Raw genomic sequence first — 23827 nt, 5'->3', positions numbered from 1 at the left:
ATTCAGGATTAAAAAGATTTAAACAATGGCCTGAAAAATCCTGTCCATCCTGGGAAATCCTGTTAATCCTGTCAAAAACTATATGACCGCCGATACCATCGTTGCCGTCGCCACCCCGCCCGGCGTGGGCGGAGTGGGCATCGTGCGGGTCAGCGGCCCGCTTGTGCCACAGATCGGACTCGCCATCCTGGGTCGATCCATCGCCCCGCGTCAGGCCAGCTTTGGTGTCTTTCGCGAGGCCGATGGCGATTTCATCGACGAAGGCATCGCGCTCCTTTTCCCGGCACCCAGATCCTTCACTGGCGAGGACGTGCTCGAACTCCAGGGTCATGGCGGCCCGGTCGTCATGGATCTGCTGCTGCGCCGCTGTCTCGAACTCGGGGCACGCCCGGCACGTCCCGGCGAATTCACCGAGCGCGCCTATCTCAACGGCAAGCTCGATCTGGCGCAGGCTGAGGCCGTCGCCGATCTCATCGAAAGCTCGACCGCGCTGGCCGTGCGTCTCGCCGGACGCAGCCTGCAGGGCGTCTTTTCGCGCCGGATCGAGACCCTGATCGAGCATCTGATCCAATTACGGATGTATATCGAGGCCACGCTCGATTTCCCGGACGAGGATATCGATGACGCTTCGGCATCCGCCGTGACTGAGGATCTGCGCCAGATCATCGAGATGACGCGCCAGATCATGGCTGAGGCACATCAGGGACAGGTCATTCGCGAAGGGCTTGCGGTCGTCATCGCGGGTCCGCCCAATGCGGGCAAATCAACCCTGCTCAATGCACTGTCCGGCACCGATGCCGCCATCGTCACGCCGATTCCCGGCACCACTCGCGACCTTTTGAAGCTCGACATCCAGATCGACGGACTGCCGATCCGCATCATCGATACCGCCGGCATCCGTCACAGCGAGGATCCGGTCGAACAGGAAGGCGTCCGCCGCGCGCGTGCGCAGTTGGTCGAGGCCGATCTGGTGCTCTGGATCGATGAAACCGCCGAAGGGCCAGACGAATCGATCCGCAACGATCTGCCAGCCGATTGCCCCATCATTCGCGTGCGGAACAAAATCGATCTGCTGGGACTGACGCCGCAGTGCAGCGAAACCGATGCGGGAACCGAAATCGCCCTGTCCGCCGCCACCGGCGCGGGCCTGGATCTGCTGCGGGCCCATCTGAAGACCCGCGCCGGACTGGGTGCAACCCCTGAGGGCGCCTTCATCGCCCGCCGCCGTCATCTCGACGCACTAAACCGTGGCTGGCGGCATCTGCAAGCCGCCCAACACAATCTGGCGCATGGCGCTGGCGCCGAACTCGTCGCCGACGAACTCTTTCAGGCGCAGAATGTCTTTGGCGAGATTACCGGCCAGTTCACACCTGATGACCTGCTGGGACGGATTTTTTCGAGTTTTTGCATCGGCAAATAGCGAGCCTTCATTCGCTCATTTTGCGATTCCCAAGAACACCGCCAGGCAACGCTCAACCTCCACCATCGCATTGGCATCAATGCGCCCAAAGACCGGGCCGACCTTGTCGCGTTTCACCGTCATGGTCTTGTCCACCATCACCTGCGATGGCTTTTGCAAGCCATTTTCTGCACCGGGCTGAAGGGTGATGCGCAACAGCGGTGCGGCAACCAGCGTGCCGGTCAGTGGCAGTACGGTCACAGTGGCGTGCTCGTTGAACGGGTCAGCCTGGATCACTAAAGCGGGTCGCGGCTTGCCGAAATCGCCTTGCATGGCGACAGTCACCAAGTCACCGCGCATCATTCGGTCCAGCCGTCCAGGTCAGCCAAGGCATCATCCATGAACTGCTGCATATCCGTGTCGGCCATGTCCGCTTGAGCGACAAGGCGAGACTGGCGGCGGCATTCTTCCGCAAAGTCTGGCCGTCGCGTATCGGGCACCCAAATCTGCACCGGGCGAAGACCTGACCTGCGCAGCGCGTCGCGGTGCTTTTGAACACGTGCATTAACGTGCGTGGTTGCCATGCGAATCTCCTTTATCTTGTTGCATGCAACACAATAGGCCACAACCATGTTGCATGCAACACATGCCGTCACTCAGGTTCCCCGACGTGAGGCGTTCGTCAACACTGAAATCTATCTGCCGCAGGTACCCTCAGCATTGGCCGCTCGCCACAGCAGATAAGCCGCGAGCGCGAAACAGCCGGTTCCGAACACCGTCAGCGACTGCTCAATCCAGTGCAGCGCGAGGGTCTTGGGAGAGGCCATCGCAATGGGTTGCAAGGCGAAAATCATGGCGAGGTTGATCGCAAACAGCAGCGCGATCCGCCAGCGGTGTAAACCCAGGGCGGCGCGAATCAGCAGGATGCTCGCGCCCAGATTGCCGAGACTGGCGAGCGCCAGGAGCGGCAGGAACCAGCCGCGCGGCATCTCCAGGATCCACTGACGGACGGCGGCAATGGCAAAGGCGAGCAGCACGGCCAGCAGGACGACACGCCAGCCGACGAGCGGTTGCTGACCGCGCAACCGGCGCGTCGCGCCCCAGATGGCGACCGCCAGCAGGGCAAAGCCGGGGGCCATCAGCGGAAAGAGCGCATTGGCCAGCCACTCAATGTCTGCCCCGGTCGTTGCGGCGATCAGCTTCCAGGTTACTTTCGCTGTCCCGCCCGCCAGGATGAGCGCGCCACCAGGCAGCGCGAGACCATGATGAGGCGCATGCTGATCGCGCACGAAGCGGATGAGAAACCAGAGTGCGACACCAGTCAGGATGACCGGAACGACATTGTAAAGCGCCAGACTGAGTGGAAACTCAAGCATGGGTGGGCGCGTTCAGAGCTCGATCATGTCCGCGATGATCTTGTAGAAATAGGTCAGCCAGTCGTTGCCGTTGGGAAAATCCATCGGCAGCGGGCGTTGTCCGTCGGTATCCCGAATACAGGTGAACACCGGCGAGCCATCGGACCTGAAGGAGACCTCAAAGCTCAGCGAACCGTTGGGCACAGCCAGCTTCAAGCCATAAGGCGCCTGCTCTGGCCCGAAGCAGGTGATCAACAGCCCGGCGACGCGGTCATCCCGGCGGTCATAATCGTGCGGCCAGATCTGCTGCATCATGGCAATACGCACGAATTCGTTCTCCACATCCCTGAAGGCGCGGATCAGCGGGGCCGCCAGTTGGGCGCGCGTGGCATGTAACTGCCGTTCCTGGAAGACGGAGTCCTCTGTACTCAGAACGCTTTCCTGAGCCAGTTCGCGTAATTTTTTCAGCGTTTGATTCATTGATTCTCTGGAAACCTTCTCAACGGCTGGCCCGCGCATCCAATTCAAACATGGGCCGGCTTTCCGGTCCTACGTCATGCAGCGCCGGATTCAGCAGGCGAACATCAAGCGTGGGCTTGACCTTGAGCGACAGTAACGACGGATCCAGATATTTTTTCATCAACCGCCGCGCCTGACCAGGATTGCGCACGCCGCGCAGTGCCCGGACCTGCTTGAGTGCGGTCTGGGTGGGAGCCGTGCCTCCCTGACGGCGATAGTTATTGATCACCGCCTCGGTGTAGTTGAGCGTTTCCAGATAAGTCACCTGACTGTTGGTACGATCCACGACCCCCTCACCGGCGTTGTACGCCATGATGACCCGCCCGTAATCGTTTTTGTATTTATTCAGAAGACGCTTGAGGTGTCGGGTGCCCGTGCGCAGATTGGTTTCGGGATCAAAGAGCGCATCCGCCGACGAAACGCCGTAATCCGCAGCGGTCGCAGGCATCACCTGCATCAGACCAACAGCACCAGCATGGGAAACCGCGTGGGCGTTATAGTTGGATTCAGCCGCCACTACGGCATGCACCAGCGATTCTTCGACACCATAGCGCCTGGCGACGTCCGGAATCATGGCCTTGACCTGGGCGCGGCTCGGACGCGGCTGGCTTGGTGGAGCAGCCTGGGCGGGTCTGACTGGTGCGGATGTGGCAGGGGTGGCGTCTTCAACAGCCGCTGTCTCCGCCCTGGCGGCAGCGGACTCGTCCGACGCACTCCAGCCTGCCACCGGCAGACACAGCAAAAGGAGTAACCACCAGGACCGCAATGGACGAAGCACAGGCGATTTGATCATCCGTTCGACGAACCTCTCTGCTGAATAAGGGTGCGGATCCCGACCGGAACACGATGAACAAGGAATGTGATCCTCATCTCACGATACTCTGCACAACAATTCAAGTCATGAACAGCGAAAAACGGCACCTGATCTTCACACGCCTGCGCGACGCCAACCCTGCACCGACCACCGAACTGGTCTACCGCACCCCCTTCGAGCTGCTGGTCGCGGTCGTCCTCTCGGCCCAGGCCACCGACATCAGCGTCAACCGGGCTACCGCGACCCTGTTCCCGGTCGCCAATACGCCGGCCACCATGCTGGCGCTCGGCGAAGAGGGGCTCAAGGCGCACATCCGCACCATCGGACTTTTCAACAGCAAGGCGCGCAATCTGATCAAGACCTGCACCATCCTGCTCGCCGAGCACGGCGGCGAGGTGCCGCGCGACCGCGCGTCGCTGGAAGCCCTGCCGGGCGTCGGGCGCAAGACCGCGAATGTGATCCTGAACACGGCCTTTGGCGAGCCTACCATCGCGGTGGATACGCATATCTTCCGGGTCGCCAACCGCACCGGGATCGCGCCGGGAAAAACTCCGCTGGCCGTTGAACAACGATTGCTGCGGCATGTTCCCAAGGCATTCCGGCAGCACGCCCATCACTGGCTGATCCTCCACGGACGCTATATCTGTATCGCCCGCAAGCCACGCTGTCCGCAATGCCAGATCGCCGATCTGTGCGAATTTCCGGACAAGGCGCCAGCCTGACCGGATGACGCCCGAACCGCTGGTCAAGACACTTGCTGTGCTAACCTAAACCGCGTCCAGAGCGAGAGGCTCAGTTTCGGATCAGTTCGACGTTTGGCGCATTCACGGATCCTGGTGAGGACGCGGTTTAAAATTTTATATTTTTTAATATCTTAAATCGCGCCAACTCCAGCAGTCGTCGATGCCGCCAAGGCTTGACCCATCCAAAAACATCGCATACTGCACTGGGCGCGATTTAAGCCATCACTCAAACCGGCTAAGGGAGCCCGGACGGATGACCACACGCGAATTCGACACCCTTGTCATCGGTACCGGTCCAGCCGGCGAAGGCGCGGCGATGAAGCTCGCCAAGTCCGGCCAGCGGATTGCCGCCATTGAGGCCCACGATGCGGTCGGCGGCGGCTGCACCCATTGGGGCACGATCCCCAGCAAGGCGCTCCGCCATTCGATTCAGATGCTGGCGGACTACCGGCGCAATCCGCTCTTTCAGCACACGAAATATCAGCTCGAAATCGAGTTTCCGGATCTGCTGCGGGCGGCGGACGGTGTCATCCACGATCAGGTCCGCACCCGCTATCGCTATTATCAGCGCAACCGGGTCGAGATCGTTTTCGGGCGTGCGCGCTTTCTGGAACCGGATCTGGTGGAGGTGCAGCGACCCGGCGGCCTGACCGTCAAGCTGCGCGCCCGGCATATCGTCATCGCCACCGGTTCGCGTCCCTATCATCCGCCCGACATCGATTTCAACCACCCGCGCATCCGTGACAGCGACTCGGTGCTGGCGCTCCAGCACACCCCGCGCTCCATCACCATCTATGGGGCCGGCGTCATCGGCTGCGAATATGCCTCGATCATGAGCGCGCTCGATGTCAAGGTGAATCTGGTCGATACCCGCGATCGGCTGCTGTCGTTTCTCGACGACGAGATCACCGACGCGCTCGGCTATCACCTGCGTCAGCAGGGTGTCCTGATCCGTCACAATGAAGCCTATGAGCGCGTCGAGGCCGGCGCGGACGGCGTCGTGCTGCACTGTCAGTCAGGGAAGAAATTCAAGACCGACATCCTGCTCTGGGCCAATGGCCGCACCGGCAACACGCACGACATGGGACTCGAAGACATCGGTCTGACGCCCAATCAACGGGGCCAGTTGGATGTCAACAGCAGCTATCAGACCGCCCTCCCCCACATCTATGCCGTGGGCGATGTCGTTGGCTCACCCGCACTGGCCAGCGCCAGCTACGATCAGGGTCGTTTCGTCGGTGGCCATATCGCCGATGGCGCCTGCGACTGGTCGCTGATCGAGGAATTTCCGACCGGCATCTACACCGTGCCGGAGATCAGTTCGATCGGCCGCACCGAACGCGAACTGACCGCCAGCCAGATCCCCTACGAGGTCGCCCAGGCCGACTTCAAGAGCATCGCCCGCGCCCAGATCACCGGACACACCGTCGGCATGCTCAAGATGCTGTTTCACCGCGAGACCCTGGAGATCCTCGGTATCCACTGTTTCGGCGAACAGGCCGCCGAGATCGTGCATATCGGTCAGGCGATCATGGCCCAGCGCGGCGCGGCCAACAGCATCCGCTATTTCACCGAGACCACCTTTAATTATCCGACGATGGCCGAAGCCTACCGCGTCGCTGCGCTCAATGGGCTGAACCGGCTGTTTTAAACCGCGTCTCCACTGGTGGAGATGACATCTCCAAAATCAAACACAAACTGAAAACTACGCATATCGCGCTGGACGCGGTTTAGGCAGACAGAATCCGCACAACAGTCCTCACCCGCCGACAGGGACGACGGATAGAACCATGTCGATGTCGTGTCAATAAGACCGCCGCACCTCCAGCACATCGGGAATCTGCTGGATCTTGCTGATCAGACGCTCCAACTGATCCATATCCTTGACCTCGGCGGTGAAGCGCATGGACGCGGTGTCGGTGCTCTTTTCGGAATGGCTGTTGACCCCCAGCACATCGACATCCTCATCGGAAAAGATCGATGAAACATCCCGCAGCAGACCTTTGCGGTCGGCGGCGATCACCAGGATATCGACCGGATAGACGGACTGGGCGGGCTGATCGGCCCAGCGCACGCGGATCAGACGCGCGGCCTCGGCGGGCGGGAGATGGCGCACATTGCCGCAGCTCTTGCGGTGGATGGTGATGCCGCGTCCGCGCGTGACGAAGCCGACGATGTCGTCAGAGGGCACCGGCTTGCAGCATTGAGCCATCTGGGTCATGAGATCATCGACGCCTTCGACGATCACATCGCCCGCCCCCGTCGGTTTGTGCCGGTGGCTCGGGCGGGGACGGGGCTCGGTCTCGCGCGGCTCCTCGACCCTGGGCTCGCCGACCTGACGGGCGACCTGCCCGACCGCGAGATCGCCGCGACCGATGGCCGCCAGCAGATCTTCGCCGCGCCGGTAATTGAACTTGAGCGCGATCTCATCCAGATGGGCCTTGTCGATGATGCCCAGGCGCGACAGCTCGCGATCGAGGAGCGTGCGGCCTTCGTGCAGATGCTGATCGAAATCCTGCTGCTTGAACCACTGACGCACCCGGTTGCGCGCCCGCGCGGTGATGAGATAGCCGTGATGCGGACTCAGCCAGTCGCGGCTGGGCGCGGCGTTTTTCTGGGTCAGGATCTCGACGCTGTCACCGCTGTGGAGCGGCTGGGTCAGCGGCACGATGCGTCCATTGACCCGCGCGCCCCGGCAGCGGTTGCCGATCTCGGAATGGATGGCATAGGCGAAATCCAGCGGCGTGGCGCCCTTGGGCAACTCGATGACCTTGGATTGCGGCGTCAGCACATAGATGTGCGTCGGCTCGAATTCGCTCTTGAAGCGCGACACGGCATCGCCGCTGTCCTCACCGTCGCTCTTGGACTCCAGCCAGTTGCGCATCCAGACCACGCGCCGCTGAAAGGCGGCGTCATGACCCTTGGCCTCTTTATAGGCCCAATGCGCCGCAACGCCGAATTCGGCATGACGGTGCATGTCGTGGGTGCGGATCTGCACCTCCAGCGATTTGTCGCCCGGTCCCACGACCGCCGTGTGCAGCGACTGATAGAAATTGCCCTTGGGGGTGGCGATATAGTCGTCGAACTCCTTGGGGATATGCTTCCAGCGCCCGTGAACCAGACCCAACGCGGCATAGCAGTCCGCGACCGTCTGCACCAGGATGCGCACCGCGCGCAGGTCGAAGATCTCGGTGATGTCCACGCTCTTGCGCTGCATCTTTTTCCAGATGCTGTAGAGGTGCTTGGGACGCCCGCTGATCTCGGCCTCGATGCCCGCCTCGTCGAAGAGGTCGTGCAGGGTGGCAATGACATCGGCGATGTACTGCTCGCGTTCGCCGCGCCGCTCGGCCAGCAGTCTGGCGAGACGCTGGTAATCCTCGGGTTGCAGATAGCGCAGACTCAGGTCTTCCAGTTCCCACTTGACCTGCCAGATGCCGAGCCGGTTGGCGAGCGGGGCATAGACACGCTGGGTGTCGCGGGCGATCTTGGTGCGGCGCTCGGGGTCGAGATCCCTGATGCTGCGCATCAGATGCACCCGCTCGGCGAGCACCACCAGCACCACCCGCACATCCTCGGCGATACCGAGCAGCAGCCGGCGCAGATTTTCCTCGTGCTCGGGCTGATCCTTGGCGGCGATGATGGCATTGACGTTGGCGATCTGACCGATGCGCGCCAGATCGCCGACCATGCGCGCGATACCGGGACCGAAGCGCGCAGTCAGTTCAGCGTCGGTGAGTTCATTCTGCTCCAGACAGCCATTGAGCAGGGCCGCGATCAGGGTCTCGGAGTCCATCCGCAGACGCGCCAGGATATCTGCCGTGGAGAGCACATGACGCACATGGGTCTCGCCGGTCTCGATGCGGCGGTCGCCACGGTAACGGGTCAGGGCGACGCAGGCGCCGGCAATCTGCCTGAGTTCCTCCTCCGGGTAATGGGTGGCGAGACTGTCGAGCCAGTGACGGATCGCGCTCTCGTCGTCACTGTCCTGCTCGGGGAGGTTGTAGAGTGGTTTGGACATGCAGAAAAGCCTCCAGCAGCCAGCCTCCAGGGACCAGCAAGGCATCACGGGGCGGGGCGACGGATCACTTGCGGGCAGTCCCCTGTTGCGCATGTTTTTCGACAGGATTAACAGGATTCCTAATAAACTTTTTTAAATCATGCTAATCCTGTAAATCCTGTCTGAATTCAAGTCCTTCCATCCTGCGAATTGGGGCACTACCCGCTTGCGGTTGCGACGAGGGGTTAATCCAGAACGTGGCTGACCAACCCATCCGCCAGCTTGGGCTCAAACCAGGTGGATTTGGGCGGCATCACCTCACCGGCGTCGGCGACCGCCATGAGATCCTGCATCTGGGTCGGATAGAGTGCGAAAGCGACCGCCATCTCGCCTGAATCCACCCGCTTGACCAGTCCATCCAGCCCGCGAATGCCGCCGACGAAATCAATCCGCTCGTCGCGCCGGGGGTCTTGGATACCCAGAATGGGGCCGATCAGGTGGTTCTGCAGCAGGCTCACGTCGAGCCGTTCGACCGGATCATCCGGGATCAGTGCCGGATCCAGCGTCAGCCGATACCAGCGACCCTCCAGATAGAGTCCGAATTCAGCCGGTTGTGCCGGCTTGACCGGCGTCGTGCTCGGCTCGACTCGAAAGGCGTCGTGCAGACGATGCAGAAAAGACGCGGCGTCATGACCATTCAGGTCTCTGACCACCCGGTTGTAATCGAGGATCTGCATCTGGTCGTGCGGAAAAATGACGGCGAGAAAGCCGTTGCAGGGCTCGTCCCCGCTGTGCTGCGGATTGGCGGCGCGACGCGCGGCGGCGACCCGTGAGGCCGCCGCAGAGCGATGGTGCCCGTCGGCGACATAGAGCGCGTCGAGCGCATCGAATGCGGTCGTCAGGCAGGCGATGAGATCCGGCTCGGCGATGGTCCAGATTTCATGACGCACGCCATCGGCGGCGGTGATGTCAACCTCAGCCGGCGCGGCGCTGACGGCGGCGAGCACGGCATCAATGGCCGGCGTGGCGCGATAGACCAGAAACACCGGGCCGGTCTGGGCGTTCAGCGCCTCGATCTGGCGCACCCGGTCATCCTCTTTCACCGGACGGGTGAACTCATGCTTTTTGATGCGCCCGGCGTCATAAGCCGCCACCGATGCGCTGGCGACCAGCCCGATCTGGGTATGGGCACCCATGGTCAGACGGTATGCCTGATAACCGGGTGACGGGTCGCGGATCAGCACGCCCTCGGCGAGCATCCGGTCCAGATTTTCGCGGGCCCTGGCATAGACCGTCGGGTCATAGGGATCGATACCCTCGGGCAGATCCACCTCGGGGCGCGAGATGTGCAGAAAGCTCCAGGGACGCCCGACGACCATCCGTCGCGCCTCGGCGGCATTCATCACGTCATAGGGCGGGGCAGCCACCTCGGCGGCGCGACCGGGAGCCGGACGCAGACCGGCGACGGGTTTGATCAGTGACATGGGGGTCTCGCTTATCGCTTTCGACAGGATTGACAGGATGGTAGCAGCAAGCTCGCCGCGCGGGGAAACGGCAGTTGGCAGTTGGCAGTTGGCAGTTGGCAGTTGGCAGTTGGCAGTTGGCAGTTGGCAGTTGGCAGTAAAATATGGTGTGCATCCATTTCACCCTGTCAAACTCAATGCTGGTGCACCACCGAAGAACAGTCTTTTTGACAGGATTAACAGGATTTTTAACACATTGGTTTTTTAATCCTGTCTAAAAAATCTTTCCATCCGATGAATCAGGGCGCTAACCTGATCTGACGACTGGCCCCGCTTTGTCGCAAACCCGCCAACAGACGAGTTTTCGAATCACTAGAGCATTGAAACAAAGCATTATTTTTATCGGCACACCCTTTGCTTGGCCCATCTGTAACGATTCAGGAGCAAGCCATGACAGAGACGCCGATTCCGGTCACGATCAACGACACCACCCTGCGCGACGGCGAGCAGTCCGCCGGGGTCGCTTTTTCGCTGGACGAAAAGCTGGCCATCGCGCGCGGGCTGGATGCGCTCGGGGTGCCGGAGCTGGAAATCGGCATCCCGGCGATGGGCGAGGAAGAGCGCGAGTCGATCCGCGCCGTCGCTGCGCTGGGTCTCTCCGCCCGGCTCATGGTCTGGACGCGGATGCTCCCGGACGACATCGCACAGTGCGCGGATCTGGGCGTCGATCTGATCGATCTCTCGATCCCGGTCTCCGATCAGCAGATCGCCCGCAAGCTGGGGCGCGACCGTGACTGGGCACTCGACCAGATCCGGCGTCAGGTGCGCGTGGCGCTGGAGATGGGGCTGGAGGTCTGCGTCGGCGCCGAGGACGCCTCGCGCGCCGATCCCGATTTCCTGCGGCTGGCCGCCGAGACGGCGCAGCAGGCTGGCGCGCGACGCTTCCGCTTCGCCGATACGGTCGGTCTGCTGGATCCATTCGGCGTCTTCGAGCGCATCCGCGCGCTACGCGCCAGTGTTGATCTGGAGATCGAGATGCACGCGCACGACGACCTGGGGTTGGCGACCGCCAACACCCTGGCAGCGGTGCGCGGCGGTGCCACGCATGTCAACACCACGGTCCACGGACTCGGCGAGCGCGCCGGTAACGCCGCACTCGAAGAGGTGGTCATGGGGCTGAAGCATGTCCACGGCATCGACTGCGGGGTCGATCTGCCGCATTTCGAAGGACTCTCACGGCTGGTCGCCAAGGCGTCCGGCAAACCGGTCGCCTGGCACAAGAGCCTGGTCGGCGCCGGCGCCTTCACCCATGAGGCGGGCATCCATGTCGATGGACTGCTCAAGGATCCGCTCAATTATCAGGGCATCGATCCCGCCGAGCTGGGCCGCCGTCATCGTATGGTGCTCGGCAAGCATTCGGGCAAGCGCGCGGTGCAGCAGGTCTATGCCGATCTGCTGCGCTTCGATCTCGATCCGGATCAGGCCGAGCGCGTGCTGCCGCTGGTGCGCCGTTTCGTCACCCAGACCAAGCGATCCCCGGAAACCCTTGAGCTGCGCGGCTTTCTGGCCGAAATAGGGCATCCGCAGGCGGCGCGGCTCCAGTAGGTCACGATCATGGATTTCCTCGACTTCACTGGCGAAGAGATGTACTTCAACGAGCCGCTTGCGCCGGACGTTGAGGCGCTGCTGACCGACGCCTCCCAACGCTACGGCGAAGAATCGGCTGAATTGAGCCTGATGCGGGCCTATTTCCTCGAACCTCAGCATCTGACGGTGCTGGTCGCGCTCTATCGCTATTTCTATTACCGCCAGCGTTATCGCGAGGCGCTGATCACGGCGGAGCGGGCGATTGCCATCGTCGCCGAGCGGCTTGAATTACCGCCACGCTGGGAGGATCTGTCGGAGTCCAATCTGAGCGCGGCGACCCAGCACTCCATGACCCTGACCCGCTTCCTGCTGCTGGCGCTCAAGGGATCGGCTTATCTGCTGATGCGGTTGAACGAACCTGAAGCGGCGCTGGCACGCTTTGAGAAGGTCGCCGAGGTCGATACCAGTGACCGGCTCGGCATCAACGAATTACTGACGATGGCCCGCGCCGCCGTGGCAGAAGCCGCCGCTGCACAGGCTGGTGACAAGGTGCATTACCTGAAAACATAGATGATTTCCAGGAAAGCCCGTCCCTCTGACAACATTTTTTGACAGGATTGACAGGATCTCTTAAACCACTGTTTTAAATCCTGTTAATCCTGTCTAAATTAAAAATCCAACTGAATCTGGAGCCCACCATGACCGACGACGAATTCGAGCTTGACCTGAGCGAACTCTCCAGCGCCGAGGATTTTCTCGACTATTTCGGCATCGCCTTTGTGCCGTCCGTGGTGCAGGTCAATCGTCTGCACATCCTGCAACGCTTTCATGATTATCTGGAGCAGGTCGATGAGATGCCCGATTCGACCCAGGCGCGCTGGGCGCTCTACGCTGATCGGCTGAAGACGGCCTATCAGGATTTCCTGACCTCGGACGCCGCCACCGAAAAGGTCTTCCGGGTCTTTCGGATGCACGAACCCCGCACCGTCGCGGTGCCCCTCAGCGATCTGATGGAGCAGGTGTCCCATGCGCCCCGCCTATGAATTCGGTGACGAGGTGCGTGTCCTGCGCAATGTGCGCAACGACGGCACCTATCCGGGCGAGGCCACCGGGGCCCTCCTGATCCGTCGCGGCAGCACCGGCTTCGTGCGCGATGTCGGCACCTTTCTGCAGGATCAGATCATCTATACGGTGCATTTTCTCGACAGCGACCGGGTGGTGGGCTGTCGCGAGGAAGAACTGCAACCGGCAGACGCGCCCTGGATTCCGAGCCGCTTCGAGTTCCGTGACCGGGTCGCAAGCCGTCTGCCGCTGGCGATCCAGGGCCGGGTGCTGGTGCAGGCAGGCGAGATCGGCGAGGTGATCCGTGTGGTGCGCGATCAGCCGGGCGGGGTCGCCTATCATGTCCATTTCAACGACCGCAACACCCTGCTGGTGCCTGAGACGGCATTGATCGAGGCCGAGCACGACGCCTGAAATAGACAGGATTGACAGGATTTTCCAGAACGCTATGAACATCCCCGCATCATCCGATCCAGCGCGCCCCGAGTACCGCTACCATCTGCTGCGCGCCGCCAGCGAGCGGTTCCAGACCGCTCCCGGCGCCTTGAATGTGGAACAGTTGGCCCAGGCCGAGCGTCAGGCCAGCCAGACCTTCGCGTTGGAGACGCTGGTGCTCGCCTCGCCCGAGGCGCGCGACACCATGATTCCTGACGCGCGTCTCGACGAATCCGTGAACCTCATCCGCCAGCGTTACCCGGATGAAGAAACCTTTCTGGCCGATCTGGCGCAAAGCGGTCTCGATGAATCGACGCTGCGTCAGGCGCTGCAACGCGAACTCATCTTCGATGCCGTCATGCAACGAGTCGGCGCACGCGCCGCGCCGGTCACCGAGGTCGATGAACAACTCTTTTATGAACTCCATCGTGATCGCTTCACGACCCCGGAGCGGCGCACCGCGCGCCATCTGCTCATCACCATCAACGATGAGTTCGCCGACAACCGGCGCGACGTGGCGCGAGCGCGCATCGAGCGGATTGCGACGCAACTGAACGGACGGGCCGAACGCTTCGGCCAGCTCGCCCGCGCCCATTCCGAATGCCCGACTGCGATGGATGAGGGGCGTCTCGGCACCGTCCCGCGCGGCCAGCTTTTCCCCGAACTGGATGCGGCGCTCTTCGCACTGGACGAGGGCCGCGTCAGCGGCGTCCTGGAATCCGATCTGGGATTTCATCTGTTGCTGTGCGAACGCATCGAAGCCGCCACATCCATCACCTTTGATCAGGCCAGGACGAAAATCCGCACAATCATTGAGACCAGGCGTCAGCGGGATGATCAGAAAGCCTGGATCGCCAGTCTCCGCCAGCCCTGAACAGTTGCATCCGAGCGAAATCCGGTTTATTTTTGTGTTTTATTCGCAACAGTTTGCATGACCAAGACGCTGGTCCATAGCCTCTTGCGGTTAGCTGTCCATCCCTGACGTAAACCAACGGTTCCGGGCGATGCAAAAAAGCGACACGCCGTTGCAGTGTGTCTTTTTTTGCCTAATCTGTTGCAAAACGTCCTGCCGTCATCTATAGTCCACAGCGCAAAGCATGATTGCATTCGGTTTCAGCAGTCTACCTGACAAATTCACAACAGCGGAGAACAGCATGAACAAGAAACTTCTTACCCTGGCGGTCGCCGCCGCACTCGCCACGCCCGCTATCGCATCGGCTGAAGCCATCATGTATGGCCGGCTGCATGTTTCCATCGATTATGTTGACGTGACCAACGCCATCGCGCCGGTTGCCAACTACCTGCCTGCCAACCAGGGCAACCCGTCCTACTGGGCACGCAACGGCGAGAATCTTGGCGTCGTCGTTCCCGGCGTGGCTGGTCCTGTCGGCGCTGTGGCTGTCGCGCCGCAGCAGGTCGGTGGCGGCTCGGACTTCACCGGCTGGGGCATGACCAACGGCTACATCCCGCGTAACGCCCCTGTCACCGGCGCCGGTGGCGGTCGCGCCAGCCGTCTGGGCGTGAAGGGCAACGAAGACTTGGGCAACGGTCTCAAGGCGATCTATCAGATCGAGTTCGGCATCAACCCGACCGACTCCAACAACGATCTGGACAACAACGCCGACGCCATCACCATGCGTAACACCTTCGTCGGCCTGGGCGGCGACTGGGGTTCCTTCCTGGTCGGTCGTCATGACACCCCGCTGAAGATGTCCACCGGCAAGCTCGACCTCTTCGCGGACAGCCTGGCTGATAACAACACCACCGTCGGCTTCAACGACATCCGTGCCGACAATGTCGTCGCCTACATCTCGCCGAGCTTCAGCGGCTTCAATTTCTCTGCCGCCGTGGTTCCGGCTGGCGGCTCGAACGTCCTGGGCAGCCAGAACACTGAAGCCGACAGCATCAATGCTGGCTGGTCGCTTGCCGCCGTCTACAGCAACGGTCCCTTCTACGGATCGCTGGCCTACGAAAGCCTGGGCTACGAACTGTTCAACACCAATGCCAACAACTTCGGCTGCGCCGTCAATGCCGCCAGTTGCACGACCTCCGACACCGACTGGACCAAGTGGCGCGTCGGTCTCGGTCTGCTGAATTGGAACGGCTTCAGCCTGACTGGTATCTACGAGAATCACGACAATATCGCCGGTTCCGATGCCTACACCTCTGGCTCGTACGACGGTGTGACCTGGTATCTGCCGGGCGGCCCTCAGAAGGCCGATCTGTGGCAGGTTCAGGCCGCTTATTCGTTCGGCAACAGCATGATCAAGGCCATGTACGGTCAGGCTGAGTTCAGCTCTGACGATCTGGTGCCCCAGCTTGGTCTGTCGCCCCTGGCTGCACAGCGTCTGAACGATGTGTACGAAGGCAATCGTGACACTTGGGGCATCGGCTTCGAGCAGAACTTCAGCAAGCGCACCAAGGCTTACGCGCTTTACACCGACGTGTCTGACGACCGTGCCGACTGGACTGCCGGCTCCGAGTGGAGCGGCTTCTCGCTGGGCATGATCCACAACTTCTAAGTTCAACTTAGGATTTGCGAGATGAAAAACGGGGCCATCTGGCCCCGTTTCTTTGTGCCTTCTTAAACAGCGCCCAGTGAGATATGTCGATGCCTTCGGTTTGGACGGGCTTTGGCAGCATCGACTGGCGCCGGAGCTGGCGCGGCTTAAGAAGCTGAAAAATATAAAATATTAAACCGCATCCCCACCAAAGGCCGTCGATGCGCCAAACGTCCGGCTCACTCGAAACTCAGCGTTTCACTCTGGACGCGGTTTAACGACCGAGCGTTCTGACTCCATGCGGCGTCCCCAGAATCAGGACATCGGCAGGCCGGTGCGCGAAGAGACCAACCGTGACCACGCCCGCGATCATGTTGATCTGCTGCTCCAGTTGCCGCGGGTCGGTGATCTCCAGATGCTGCACATCCAGAATCAGATTGCCATTGTCGGTGACAAAGCCATCGCGCCAGACCGGGGTGCCGCCCAACTGAACCAGTTCGCGCGCCACATAGCTGCGAGCCATCGGAATGACCTCCACCGGCAGCGGAAAACGCCCGAGCACCTCCACCAGCTTGCTCTCGTCGGCGATGCAGACGAATTGACGGCTTGCCGCTGCGACGATCTTCTCGCGGGTCAGCGCCCCGCCGCCGCCCTTGATGAGTTGCAGCCGGTCGTTGGATTCATCCGCGCCGTCCACATAGAGCGACAGCTCGCCCACACCATTCAGATCCAGCACTGGGATACCGTGCTGTTTGAGCCGTGCGGTCGAGGCTTCCGAACTCGATACCGCCCCCTCAATGCGACCCCTGATCGTTGCCAGCGCGTCGATGAAATGATTGACGGTCGAGCCTGTGCCAACACCGATCACACCGCCTTCGACATAGCCCAGCGCCGCCTCGGCGGCCTGTTTTTTCATCGCATCGGCATTCATGCATCGTCCTCCTGATTTGGTTATGTGAGGCGGGCGATCATAGCAGAGCCGTCGGCGCCCGAGCTTGAGCGAAAAATTGCTTTTAAACCGCAAAGACGCAAAGAGCACAAAGGATTTCGGGGGAGCCCAGACCGTGAGCCGCAGCCAATGCGTCAGGCGTCATACCTGGCAAGCGTCCCGTTTTCTTCGCGTCCTTTGCGCCTTTGCGGTGCAAATGACCGAACTTGGATTACACATTCGGTGACGACGGCTTCCAACGGAATATCCCAGGGCTGCGGTTCAATGCGTGCAACCTGCTGGCAGGCGTGGGCGAGGCCGATCAGTCGCGGACGATTCCAGGCCCGATGCCGACGGAGATAGGCCAGAGTGCGGTCATAGAAGCCGCCGCCCATGCCAAGACGGTTGCAATCGGCATCGAAGCCCACCAGCGGCATCATGAGCAGATCCAGATTCCAGGCAAGCCTGAGCCCCCGGCGTGACCGTGGTTCCGGAATGCCGAAACGATTGGGGCACAGCGGCGCGCCAGGGACATAGGGCGCAAACCAGAGCCTGTCACCGCGCCGCCCGTTGAGACGTGGTCTCAGGACCGGGAGATAGCCGGTCTTGCCGCGCCGGTGTGCCTGCTCCAGCAATGGACGGGGATCGAGTTCGCCATCGGCGGGCCAGTAAAAGGCAATCCGGCGGGCGCGCAGAAAAACGCGCGCACGGGCAAGTCTTTTCGCCACACTGGCGGCATGTCGGCGTTGTTGCTGAAGAGTGAGGGATCGACGTGCGGCACGGAGCTCACGACGGAGGGCTTTTCGCGGATGCATGCCGGGTAAAAGAAGGGACATCCCCCATTGGTGCCGTTGCGACCTTTGTTCTTGAACCGGAAGGTTCAAGTGGGGACAATCGACGCCGCTTCAGGCTTTCCGCTCGGTGACGGACTTGCGCAACAGCTTTGTGGTCATGCCCCCAGGGCAGCGATTAGGCTCAAGAAAATACCCGGCCACTCTCGAACACTACAGGGGATGTCTTGGGATGAAGGCTATACCTTTTCAGCCGATGCGTCCAGCGGCGGTTCAACGGGCGGCTCGGCAGCCAGCGCGGTCGAGATCCGTTCCTGGATCTGACTCAGACGTCGATCCGTCTCGTCTTTCGTCACAGGCCGTATCCGCTGAAGCTGGATGAGTTCGTGCGCGATGTTCAGCGCCGCCATCACGGCGATCCGATCCGAGCCAATCACGCGCCCGGTTTGACGAATCTCGCGCATGCGCTCATCAAGGAGGCGGGCTGATGCGCGCAGATCCTCCTGCTCCTGCGGGGAGCAGGCGATGCGATAATCCTTGTCCAGAATCCTGATACTGACCTGCAACGGCTCATCGCTCACAAATTTTCCTCCATGGCGCGCAATCGGGACAGCATGGCCTCGACACGGCTGCGCGCCTGTTCGGTTTTTTCAATCAATTCGCCGCGCTCCGCAAGCAGCGCCTCCTGATGGGTGCGCAGCGACGCATTGTCGTCTCGGAGCTGTTGATTGAGGTGAATCAAAGCGCTCACCTGCTGCTCCAGTTGATCGAGGTCGAAGTGTGCCAAAGTCCGCGACTCCATTGAAATTCTGTGCACTATAGAAGGGGTATGGTGAGCGGTCAATCGGGCAGGCGGGCATGCTATGATCCGGAGCCGATTCAGTATTTGGCGCCTGGCCGGCGTCATGGAGGTTGCCATGGATATCGACTGCGAAGAGATGAGCCGCTTGCTGGAAGCCAGCGCCCTGTCTCCGACCCCGAGCGAAGCGCATGGCATGCTGTGCGGCGTCATCTGCGGCGGTGACGCGACCCCGGAACAGACCTGGATCGATCAGCTCCTGCCCAAAACGGATGCAAACGCTCCACCGCTGGATGCCGCCCGCGACAGACTGCGCTCCCTCGTCACGCAGACACAAGCCGACATCGTCTCACCTGATCTGGGTTTCAGTCTGTTGCTACCGGACGAGTCCCGCCCGCTGGCTGAACGCGCGACCGCGCTCTATGACTGGGTGCGCGGTTTTCTCTATGCCCTGGGCCTGCTCGGGGTCTCGGAACGCGATTTCTCTGCGCAAACCCAGGAAGTGTTACGCGATTTTACCGATCTGACACGCATGGATCTCGACGACCTGGAAGACAGCGAAGAAAACGAGTCGGCCCTGACCGACGTGACCGAATTCGTGTGGGCGGCGGCGCTGCTGGTCCATGCCGAGCGGGCCGGCGCACGCGACGAGTCCAGTCAGTCATGACCGGCGCCGAATTCAAACGCCGACGGCGCGCACTGCTCAAATCCATGAGCCCCAATGGACTGGCGATTCTGCCAGCGGCACGTGAAACGATCCGTAACCGCGACGTGCATTACCCCTTCCGCCAGAGCAGCGACTTCAGCTATCTCACCGGCTTTCCCGAGCCCGACGCCTTCGCCGTCTTCGCGCCGAAGCGCAAGGAAGGCGAATTCATCCTCTTCTGTCGCCCGCGCGACCCCGAACGCGAACAGTGGGACGGAACGCGGATCGGCGTCGAGGGCGCCATCGCCCGTTTTGGCGCCGCCGAGGCTCATCCGCTGGACGAACTGGACGCCATTCTGCCAACCCTGATCGAGGGGCGAACCAGCCTTTACTACCCGATCGGCACCGAGGACGCACTTGATGCGCGGATCATGGGCTGGGTGCGGCAGGTACGGGCCAAGACGCGCACCGGCGCGGTCGCGCCGGATACCTTCGTAAACATTGAATCGGTCCTGCATGAGCAGCGACTCATCAAGCATCAGTCCGAACTGACGCTGATGCGCCACGCCGCCCGCATCTCCGCCAAGGCCCATCGCCGGCTGATGCAGGCGTGCAGGCCCGGACTCAATGAGCGGGATCTGGAGGCCGAATTTCAACACGCCTGCGCTACAGCCGGCGCCCGTTTTCTGGCCTATCCGTCCATCGTCGGCGGCGGGACCAACGCCTGCACCCTGCATTACACTGCGAATGACGCCCCGTTGCGCGACGGCGATCTGGTGCTGATCGATGCCGGCTGCGAACTGGACGGCTATGCCTCCGACATCACCCGCACCTTCCCGGTCAATGGCCGTTTCAGTCCCGCCCAGCGCGAGGTCTATGATCTGGTGCTGGCCGCCCAGCAGGCCGCCATCGCCAGCGCGCGCCCCGGCTGCCACTGGAATGAGCCGCATGAGGCCGCCGTGCGGGTGCTGACCAAGGGTTTGATCCAGCTCGGTATCCTCACAGGCAAGGTCGGCAAACTCATCAAGGATGAGGCGTACAAGCCCCATTACATGCACCGCACCGGCCACTGGCTCGGCATGGACGTGCATGATGTCGGCGCCTACAAGCGTGACGGCGAGTGGCGTTTGCTTGAGTCGGGCATGGTGCTGACGGTCGAACCGGGGCTGTATCTGCCCGCGACCGACACCGTGCCGGAACCTTATCGCGGCATCGGCATCCGCATCGAAGACGATGTGCTGATCACTGAAGACGGCAACGAGATCCTGTCAGCGGCGGCACCCAAAGAGCCCGATGAGATCGAAGCAGTTATGGGATCGTAGGTGCGAATTCATTCGCACCGTCAGTCGTCAGTTAGGCGCATGATTTTCAAAATGCCAACTGCCGGCTTCAGGACGCTGAAGGAATGACATATCCTGCGAGGACACACCGATGCTGCATACTTTGAAAGCAACGCTCTCTCCATCCGGTCAGATCATCTTCGACGAAGAGCTGCAGATCACCCGGCCAATCGCCGTGCTGGTGACCTTGCTCGACGATCTTCAGGCTTCCGATCAGGTAAAACCTGAAGCGGATCCACTCACCTGGTCCTTGAACGACGATGAACAGAAGATCTGGGAGGAACTACCAGCCTTTCGCACCCGGCATCCGGTCATCCTAAATACACTGGACATCACCCCCTGATGTATCTGCTCGACACCAATATCCTCAGTTACCTGATGCGGGGTCATCCAGGGGTACGCGCACGCTTCGAGAGGGTCAGGCGATCCGCGGACGATGCGTTCGTCCTGAGTCCTGTCGTTGACTATGAGATCCGCCGCTATCTGCTCCTCAAGGGTGCGACCCGCAATCTGGCTCAGTACCAGTCTCTCACGCTGAAGTGGCTGACCCCCGTCTTTGATGATGCGCATTGGGAACACGCCATTCGCCTTTGGGCTGAACGTCACCGGGGCGGCAAGCCCATCGCGGATGCCGATTTGCTGATCGCGGTAACGGCGCTGAGACAGCGTGCGATGCTGGTCACGAACAATACCGCCCACTTCGATGGACTCGGGTTGGACCTCGAAGATTGGAGCCTGGCGTGAGGGACGCAGGCAGGGCGAGGCCACATAACCCAGTCCGGCGAGAGTCGTCAGTCGTCAGAGTCGAGCGTTAAACGGCGCCACACAATTTTCTGCCAACTGCTGCTGGGCGAATGAATTCGCCCCGAAGAACTGCCAACTTGAAGATAAAGGTAATCAATGAACGACTACGACCTGGTGATTATCGGCGGCGGTCTGGTGGGCGGCAGTCTGGCCTGCGCCCTGGCCGGCACGCGGCTCAGGGTCGCGGTGATCGAGGCGGTGCCGGTTATCGCCGCGCGTCAGCCGAGCTATGACGAGCGGGTCATTGCCCTGTCGCTGGGCAGTCGGCAGATCTTCGGCGCCATCGGACTCTGGCCGGACATCGCGCCCGAGGCCGAACCCATCCGCAGGGTCCATGTCTCGGAGCGCGGACGGGGCTGTTTCACCCGACTCGATCAGACCGAGGAAGGTGTCGAGGCGCTTGGTTATGTGACGCCAGCGCGAGCCATGGGTCTGGCCATCCGCGCCAGACTGAAGGATGCCGCCAACATCGATTTCTTCTGTCCGGCGCAGCTCGTCGCGCAGCGTGTGATGGGCGACTGGATGGAGCTGGAGACGCGGACGAATGGCGAGAGCCGGTTTCTGCGCGCCCGGCTGCTGGTGGCCGCCGATGGCGGCGACTCGGCTATCCGTCAGCGGCTCGATTTCCAGATCCGTGAGCATGACTATGCGCATGACGCCATCATCACGACCGTCACAGCCGACCGGCCTCAGACCGGAGTCGCCTTCGAGCGATTCACCGACACCGGCCCGCTGGCGCTGCTGCCCATGACCGGCGGGCGTTATTCGGTGGTCTGGACCAGCCGTCGCCACGCAACCGCCGAGCTGCTCGCGTGCACGGATGATGAGTTTCTGGACCGTTTGCAGGAACGCTTCGGCTATCGGCTCGGTCGCCTGACCCAGACCGCGCCCCGCCGCGCCTATCCGCTCAAGCTCCTGCTGACCCGCGATCCGATCCGCGAGCGTCTGGTGCTGATCGGCAATGCGGCGCATACCCTGCATCCAGTCGCGGGTCAGGGCTTCAATCTGGGGCTACGCGATGTCGCCGCCCTGGCCGAGGTCGTGGCGCAGGCAGGCAGCGATCCCGGCACGGCGACGACGCTGGCCGCTTACCAGCGCTGGCGCGGTCGTGATCAGCTCGACACCGCCAATCTGACCGATGCCCTGGCGCGGCTCTTCGTACCGGCCTGGACACCCTTGAAACTGGCGCGCGGGGCCGGTCTGCTGGGTCTTGATCTGCTGCCGGGCGCGCGCCATCTGCTGGCGAGACGTTTCATGGGATTGGGCGGACGTCTGCCGCGTCTGGCCCGTGGACTGCCACTGGAGGTTTCGCGATGACGGACAGCGGGCAATCTTTTGATGTCGTGGTGGCGGGCGGCGGCATGGTCGGCGCTGCCTTTGCGTGCGCGGCATCCGGCAAGGGTCTTTCAATCGCCCTGATCGAGGCGCGCGAGCCGGTGCGCGACTGGCCGGCAGGCGAGGTGGATCTGCGGGTGTCCGCCCTGAGCCGGGCGAGTCAGCGTCTCCTGACCCGTTTAGGCGCCTGGGAGCGCATCGCCGAACTCGGCGCCAGCCCTTATCGCCAGATGCGCGTCTGGGACGCAGTCGGTGGCGGGCGGATTCATTTCGACAGCGCAGATCTGGGCGAACCGGATCTGGGTCATATCGTCGAGAATCGTGTCGTCCAGTTGGCATTGTGGGAACGGCTGGAGTCGGCCCCGGATGTCAGCCTGATCTGTCCGGCAGGCATTGTGGACATGGAGCGTCACACGCAGGGCACCAACCTGCTTTTCACCGATGGTCGACGGCTCGATGCCCGCCTGCTGGTCGGCGCGGACGGGCGCGATTCGCTGATCCGCGAGCTGGCCGGTATCGAGACCGAAGGCCGGGACTATGGCCAGCGCGCCATCGTCGCGACAATCCACCCGACCGACTGGCATCAGGAGACTGCCTGGCAGCGTTTTCTGCCCACCGGCCCGCTGGCGCTGCTGCCGCTGGCCGACGGGCGCTGCTCCATCGTCTGGTCCGCCACCGACGAACGCGCGGCACAACTGCTGGCGATGGACGATCTGGCCTTTTCCGAGGAGTTGACGCAGGCCAGCGAGTCCTGTCTTGGTCGGCTGACGCTCGATGGCCCGCGCGCCGCTGTCCCGCTACGTTTGCAGCACGCCAAACACTATGTGCAACCCGGACTGGCGCTGATCGGCGACGCCGCGCACGCCATCCATCCGCTGGCCGGTCAGGGGGTCAATCTCGGTTTCCTCGATGCCGCCGAACTCGCAGCGGCGCTGGATCTGGCCCTGGCGCATCGCCGCGAGATCGGCGGACTCTGGACCCTGCGTCATTACGAGCGCGCGCGGCGCGGCGACAATCAGTTGATGCTCGGCGCCATGGATGCCTTGAAGCGGCTGTTCAGCAACGACCAGCAACCCCTGGCCAGCCTGCGCAGCCTGGGGCTGTCGGCAACCGACCGACTGCCGCCGCTCAAGCGTCTTTTCATGGACCGCGCGCTGGGTCTGAGCCAGGATCTGCCACCCTTAGCGCGGCCTTAGCTGATTTTCAGGAAAGCTCGTACCCATGACCGAGTTTTTCGACGGGATTAACAGGATTGACAGGATTTTTTAATATTCTGTTTTTAGTCGATTTCCGGTCTGAGCATCCCGAC

General features: G+C 61.8%; 27 protein-coding genes and 1 other RNA gene. 16 read left to right on the top strand and 12 right to left on the bottom strand.

The features are described 5' to 3' along the window. Positions 1–82: 82 nt before the first annotated feature. Positions 83–1420 (top strand): tRNA uridine-5-carboxymethylaminomethyl(34) synthesis GTPase MnmE, encoded by a 1338-nt coding sequence (gene mnmE / locus EDC35_RS12205; RefSeq protein ID WP_132977536.1) that lies wholly within the window; start codon positions 83–85, stop codon positions 1418–1420. Between the two features lie 15 nt (positions 1421–1435). On the opposite strand, the gene EDC35_RS12200 is transcribed toward mnmE, so the two are convergent. From EDC35_RS12200 to EDC35_RS12180, 5 genes are all read right to left on the bottom strand, one after another. Next, positions 1436–1759 carry a type II toxin-antitoxin system PemK/MazF family toxin gene (locus EDC35_RS12200; RefSeq protein WP_132977716.1) on the bottom strand — a complete coding sequence of 108 codons (324 nt, stop codon included), beginning with the start codon at positions 1757–1759 and terminating at the stop codon, positions 1436–1438. Beyond that, complete coding sequence (locus EDC35_RS12195) at positions 1759–1983, bottom strand: antitoxin MazE family protein (RefSeq protein ID WP_132977535.1); 225 nt, start codon at positions 1981–1983, stop codon at positions 1759–1761. Before EDC35_RS12195 ends, EDC35_RS12200 begins: the two co-directional genes overlap by 1 nt. Positions 1984–2094: 111 nt before the next feature. Continuing rightward, a complete protein-coding gene (locus EDC35_RS12190) occupies positions 2095–2775 on the bottom strand; it encodes a hypothetical protein (protein WP_132977534.1) in 681 nt (226 codons plus the stop codon). A 12-nt stretch (positions 2776–2787) separates the two neighbouring features. Further along, a complete protein-coding gene (locus tag EDC35_RS12185; RefSeq protein ID WP_132977533.1) occupies positions 2788–3234 on the bottom strand; it encodes a hypothetical protein in 447 nt (148 codons plus the stop codon). A 19-nt stretch (positions 3235–3253) separates the two neighbouring features. Next, positions 3254–4000: a lytic transglycosylase domain-containing protein gene (locus tag EDC35_RS12180; protein ID WP_243651633.1), complete on the bottom strand. Its 747-nt coding sequence runs from the start codon at positions 3998–4000 to the stop codon at positions 3254–3256. Between the two features lie 173 nt (positions 4001–4173). On the opposite strand from EDC35_RS12180, the gene nth reads away from it, so the two are divergent. Beyond that, positions 4174–4809 (top strand): endonuclease III, encoded by a 636-nt coding sequence (gene nth, locus EDC35_RS12175; RefSeq protein WP_132977531.1) that lies wholly within the window; start codon positions 4174–4176, stop codon positions 4807–4809. Positions 4810–5083: 274 nt separating this feature from the next. Beyond that, positions 5084–6481 (top strand): Si-specific NAD(P)(+) transhydrogenase, encoded by a 1398-nt coding sequence (gene sthA / locus EDC35_RS12170; protein ID WP_132977530.1) that lies wholly within the window; start codon positions 5084–5086, stop codon positions 6479–6481. Between the two features lie 153 nt (positions 6482–6634). On the opposite strand, the gene EDC35_RS12165 is transcribed toward sthA, so the two are convergent. Beyond that, positions 6635–8848, bottom strand: coding sequence for a RelA/SpoT family protein (locus tag EDC35_RS12165; RefSeq protein WP_132977529.1), 2214 nt, complete (start codon positions 8846–8848; stop codon positions 6635–6637). A gap of 224 nt (positions 8849–9072) precedes the next feature. Then, the gene (locus EDC35_RS12160; protein WP_132977528.1) at positions 9073–10311 is read right to left on the bottom strand and encodes a DUF1015 domain-containing protein; all 1239 of its coding nucleotides are present in this window, start codon (positions 10309–10311) and stop codon (positions 9073–9075) included. Positions 10312–10348: 37 nt separating this feature from the next. Here EDC35_RS12160 and EDC35_RS18575 point away from each other — a divergent pair, with 37 nt between their 5' ends. The 7 genes from EDC35_RS18575 to EDC35_RS12130 all read left to right on the top strand — a co-directional run bounded on the left by EDC35_RS18575 (position 10349) and on the right by EDC35_RS12130 (position 15896). Continuing rightward, positions 10349–10558, top strand: coding sequence for a hypothetical protein (locus tag EDC35_RS18575; protein WP_165903422.1), 210 nt, complete (start codon positions 10349–10351; stop codon positions 10556–10558). 182 nt (positions 10559–10740) lie between these two features. Then, positions 10741–11895: a homocitrate synthase gene (gene nifV, locus EDC35_RS12155; protein WP_132977527.1), complete on the top strand. Its 1155-nt coding sequence runs from the start codon at positions 10741–10743 to the stop codon at positions 11893–11895. A 9-nt stretch (positions 11896–11904) separates the two neighbouring features. Continuing rightward, positions 11905–12447, top strand: a complete 543-nt coding sequence (locus EDC35_RS12150) for a hypothetical protein (RefSeq protein WP_132977526.1) — start codon at positions 11905–11907, stop codon at positions 12445–12447. Positions 12448–12575: 128 nt separating this feature from the next. Further along, entirely contained in the window at positions 12576–12920 is a 345-nt protein-coding gene (gene nifW, locus EDC35_RS12145; protein WP_132977525.1) for a nitrogenase-stabilizing/protective protein NifW, read from the top strand. Continuing rightward, entirely contained in the window at positions 12904–13353 is a 450-nt protein-coding gene (locus EDC35_RS12140) for a nitrogen fixation protein NifZ (RefSeq protein WP_132977524.1), read from the top strand. Before nifW ends, EDC35_RS12140 begins: the two co-directional genes overlap by 17 nt. A gap of 34 nt (positions 13354–13387) precedes the next feature. Continuing rightward, on the top strand, positions 13388–14248 hold the full coding sequence (gene nifM / locus EDC35_RS12135) for a nitrogen fixation protein NifM (protein ID WP_132977523.1): 861 nt from the start codon (positions 13388–13390) through the stop codon (positions 14246–14248). A 280-nt stretch (positions 14249–14528) separates the two neighbouring features. Beyond that, entirely contained in the window at positions 14529–15896 is a 1368-nt protein-coding gene (locus EDC35_RS12130; protein ID WP_132977522.1) for a porin, read from the top strand. 253 nt (positions 15897–16149) lie between these two features. Here EDC35_RS12130 and rpiA read toward each other — a convergent pair whose 3' ends face one another. The 5 genes from rpiA to EDC35_RS12105 all read right to left on the bottom strand — a co-directional run bounded on the left by rpiA (position 16150) and on the right by EDC35_RS12105 (position 18381). Next, complete coding sequence (gene rpiA / locus EDC35_RS12125) at positions 16150–16806, bottom strand: ribose-5-phosphate isomerase RpiA (RefSeq protein WP_132977521.1); 657 nt, start codon at positions 16804–16806, stop codon at positions 16150–16152. Positions 16807–16958: 152 nt separating this feature from the next. Then, entirely contained in the window at positions 16959–17618 is a 660-nt protein-coding gene (locus EDC35_RS12120; RefSeq protein WP_132977715.1) for a 5-formyltetrahydrofolate cyclo-ligase, read from the bottom strand. Positions 17619–17635: 17 nt separating this feature from the next. Beyond that, a non-coding RNA gene (gene ssrS / locus EDC35_RS12115) (6S RNA) lies at positions 17636–17819 on the bottom strand. 14 nt (positions 17820–17833) lie between these two features. Next, on the bottom strand, positions 17834–18175 hold the full coding sequence (locus EDC35_RS12110) for a cell division protein ZapA (protein ID WP_132977520.1): 342 nt from the start codon (positions 18173–18175) through the stop codon (positions 17834–17836). Then, on the bottom strand, positions 18172–18381 hold the full coding sequence (locus tag EDC35_RS12105) for a TIGR02449 family protein (protein WP_243651632.1): 210 nt from the start codon (positions 18379–18381) through the stop codon (positions 18172–18174). Before EDC35_RS12105 ends, EDC35_RS12110 begins: the two co-directional genes overlap by 4 nt. Positions 18382–18511: 130 nt before the next feature. Here EDC35_RS12105 and EDC35_RS12100 point away from each other — a divergent pair, with 130 nt between their 5' ends. The 6 genes from EDC35_RS12100 (at position 18512) to EDC35_RS12075 (ending at position 23714) form a co-directional block, all read left to right on the top strand. Continuing rightward, positions 18512–19060: a UPF0149 family protein gene (locus EDC35_RS12100; RefSeq protein WP_243651631.1), complete on the top strand. Its 549-nt coding sequence runs from the start codon at positions 18512–18514 to the stop codon at positions 19058–19060. After that, positions 19057–20361 carry a Xaa-Pro aminopeptidase gene (gene pepP / locus EDC35_RS12095; protein WP_132977519.1) on the top strand — a complete coding sequence of 435 codons (1305 nt, stop codon included), beginning with the start codon at positions 19057–19059 and terminating at the stop codon, positions 20359–20361. Before EDC35_RS12100 ends, pepP begins: the two co-directional genes overlap by 4 nt. A 109-nt stretch (positions 20362–20470) precedes the next feature. Next, positions 20471–20722: a hypothetical protein gene (locus EDC35_RS12090; protein WP_132977518.1), complete on the top strand. Its 252-nt coding sequence runs from the start codon at positions 20471–20473 to the stop codon at positions 20720–20722. Next, entirely contained in the window at positions 20722–21123 is a 402-nt protein-coding gene (locus tag EDC35_RS12085) for a PIN domain-containing protein (protein ID WP_132977517.1), read from the top strand. Before EDC35_RS12090 ends, EDC35_RS12085 begins: the two co-directional genes overlap by 1 nt. Before the next feature lie 156 nt (positions 21124–21279). After that, positions 21280–22500, top strand: coding sequence for a 2-octaprenyl-6-methoxyphenyl hydroxylase (ubiH, locus tag EDC35_RS12080; protein ID WP_132977516.1), 1221 nt, complete (start codon positions 21280–21282; stop codon positions 22498–22500). Then, on the top strand, positions 22497–23714 hold the full coding sequence (locus EDC35_RS12075) for a UbiH/UbiF/VisC/COQ6 family ubiquinone biosynthesis hydroxylase (RefSeq protein ID WP_132977515.1): 1218 nt from the start codon (positions 22497–22499) through the stop codon (positions 23712–23714). The genes ubiH and EDC35_RS12075 overlap by 4 nt, the downstream gene beginning before the upstream one ends. The last annotated feature ends 113 nt before the right edge of the window (positions 23715–23827 follow it).

It is taken from the genome of Thiobaca trueperi (assembly GCF_004342175.1).
Lineage (GTDB): Bacteria > Pseudomonadota > Gammaproteobacteria > Chromatiales > Chromatiaceae > Thiobaca > Thiobaca trueperi.
This window is presented reverse-complemented; position numbering and strand designations above follow the sequence as displayed.

What these genes read in the sequence shown, in the direction of transcription:
- mnmE (WP_132977536.1), top strand. Translation starts at nt 83, where the DNA reads ATGACCGCCGATACCATCGTTGCCGTCGCCACCCCGCCCGGCGTGGGC.
- EDC35_RS12200 (WP_132977716.1), bottom strand. Translation starts at nt 1,759, where the DNA reads ATGCGCGGTGACTTGGTGACTGTCGCCATGCAAGGCGATTTCGGCAAG.
- EDC35_RS12195 (WP_132977535.1), bottom strand. Translation starts at nt 1,983, where the DNA reads ATGGCAACCACGCACGTTAATGCACGTGTTCAAAAGCACCGCGACGCG.
- EDC35_RS12190 (WP_132977534.1), bottom strand. Translation starts at nt 2,775, where the DNA reads ATGCTTGAGTTTCCACTCAGTCTGGCGCTTTACAATGTCGTTCCGGTC.
- EDC35_RS12185 (WP_132977533.1), bottom strand. Translation starts at nt 3,234, where the DNA reads ATGAATCAAACGCTGAAAAAATTACGCGAACTGGCTCAGGAAAGCGTT.
- nth (WP_132977531.1), top strand. Translation starts at nt 4,174, where the DNA reads ATGAACAGCGAAAAACGGCACCTGATCTTCACACGCCTGCGCGACGCC.
- sthA (WP_132977530.1), top strand. Translation starts at nt 5,084, where the DNA reads ATGACCACACGCGAATTCGACACCCTTGTCATCGGTACCGGTCCAGCC.
- EDC35_RS12165 (WP_132977529.1), bottom strand. Translation starts at nt 8,848, where the DNA reads ATGTCCAAACCACTCTACAACCTCCCCGAGCAGGACAGTGACGACGAG.
- EDC35_RS12160 (WP_132977528.1), bottom strand. Translation starts at nt 10,311, where the DNA reads ATGTCACTGATCAAACCCGTCGCCGGTCTGCGTCCGGCTCCCGGTCGC.
- EDC35_RS18575 (WP_165903422.1), top strand. Translation starts at nt 10,349, where the DNA reads ATGGTAGCAGCAAGCTCGCCGCGCGGGGAAACGGCAGTTGGCAGTTGG.
- nifV (WP_132977527.1), top strand. Translation starts at nt 10,741, where the DNA reads ATGACAGAGACGCCGATTCCGGTCACGATCAACGACACCACCCTGCGC.
- EDC35_RS12150 (WP_132977526.1), top strand. Translation starts at nt 11,905, where the DNA reads ATGGATTTCCTCGACTTCACTGGCGAAGAGATGTACTTCAACGAGCCG.
- nifW (WP_132977525.1), top strand. Translation starts at nt 12,576, where the DNA reads ATGACCGACGACGAATTCGAGCTTGACCTGAGCGAACTCTCCAGCGCC.
- EDC35_RS12140 (WP_132977524.1), top strand. Translation starts at nt 12,904, where the DNA reads ATGCGCCCCGCCTATGAATTCGGTGACGAGGTGCGTGTCCTGCGCAAT.
- nifM (WP_132977523.1), top strand. Translation starts at nt 13,388, where the DNA reads ATGAACATCCCCGCATCATCCGATCCAGCGCGCCCCGAGTACCGCTAC.
- EDC35_RS12130 (WP_132977522.1), top strand. Translation starts at nt 14,529, where the DNA reads ATGAACAAGAAACTTCTTACCCTGGCGGTCGCCGCCGCACTCGCCACG.
- rpiA (WP_132977521.1), bottom strand. Translation starts at nt 16,806, where the DNA reads ATGAATGCCGATGCGATGAAAAAACAGGCCGCCGAGGCGGCGCTGGGC.
- EDC35_RS12120 (WP_132977715.1), bottom strand. Translation starts at nt 17,618, where the DNA reads ATGCATCCGCGAAAAGCCCTCCGTCGTGAGCTCCGTGCCGCACGTCGA.
- EDC35_RS12100 (WP_243651631.1), top strand. Translation starts at nt 18,512, where the DNA reads ATGGATATCGACTGCGAAGAGATGAGCCGCTTGCTGGAAGCCAGCGCC.
- pepP (WP_132977519.1), top strand. Translation starts at nt 19,057, where the DNA reads ATGACCGGCGCCGAATTCAAACGCCGACGGCGCGCACTGCTCAAATCC.
- EDC35_RS12090 (WP_132977518.1), top strand. Translation starts at nt 20,471, where the DNA reads ATGCTGCATACTTTGAAAGCAACGCTCTCTCCATCCGGTCAGATCATC.
- EDC35_RS12085 (WP_132977517.1), top strand. Translation starts at nt 20,722, where the DNA reads ATGTATCTGCTCGACACCAATATCCTCAGTTACCTGATGCGGGGTCAT.
- ubiH (WP_132977516.1), top strand. Translation starts at nt 21,280, where the DNA reads ATGAACGACTACGACCTGGTGATTATCGGCGGCGGTCTGGTGGGCGGC.
- EDC35_RS12075 (WP_132977515.1), top strand. Translation starts at nt 22,497, where the DNA reads ATGACGGACAGCGGGCAATCTTTTGATGTCGTGGTGGCGGGCGGCGGC.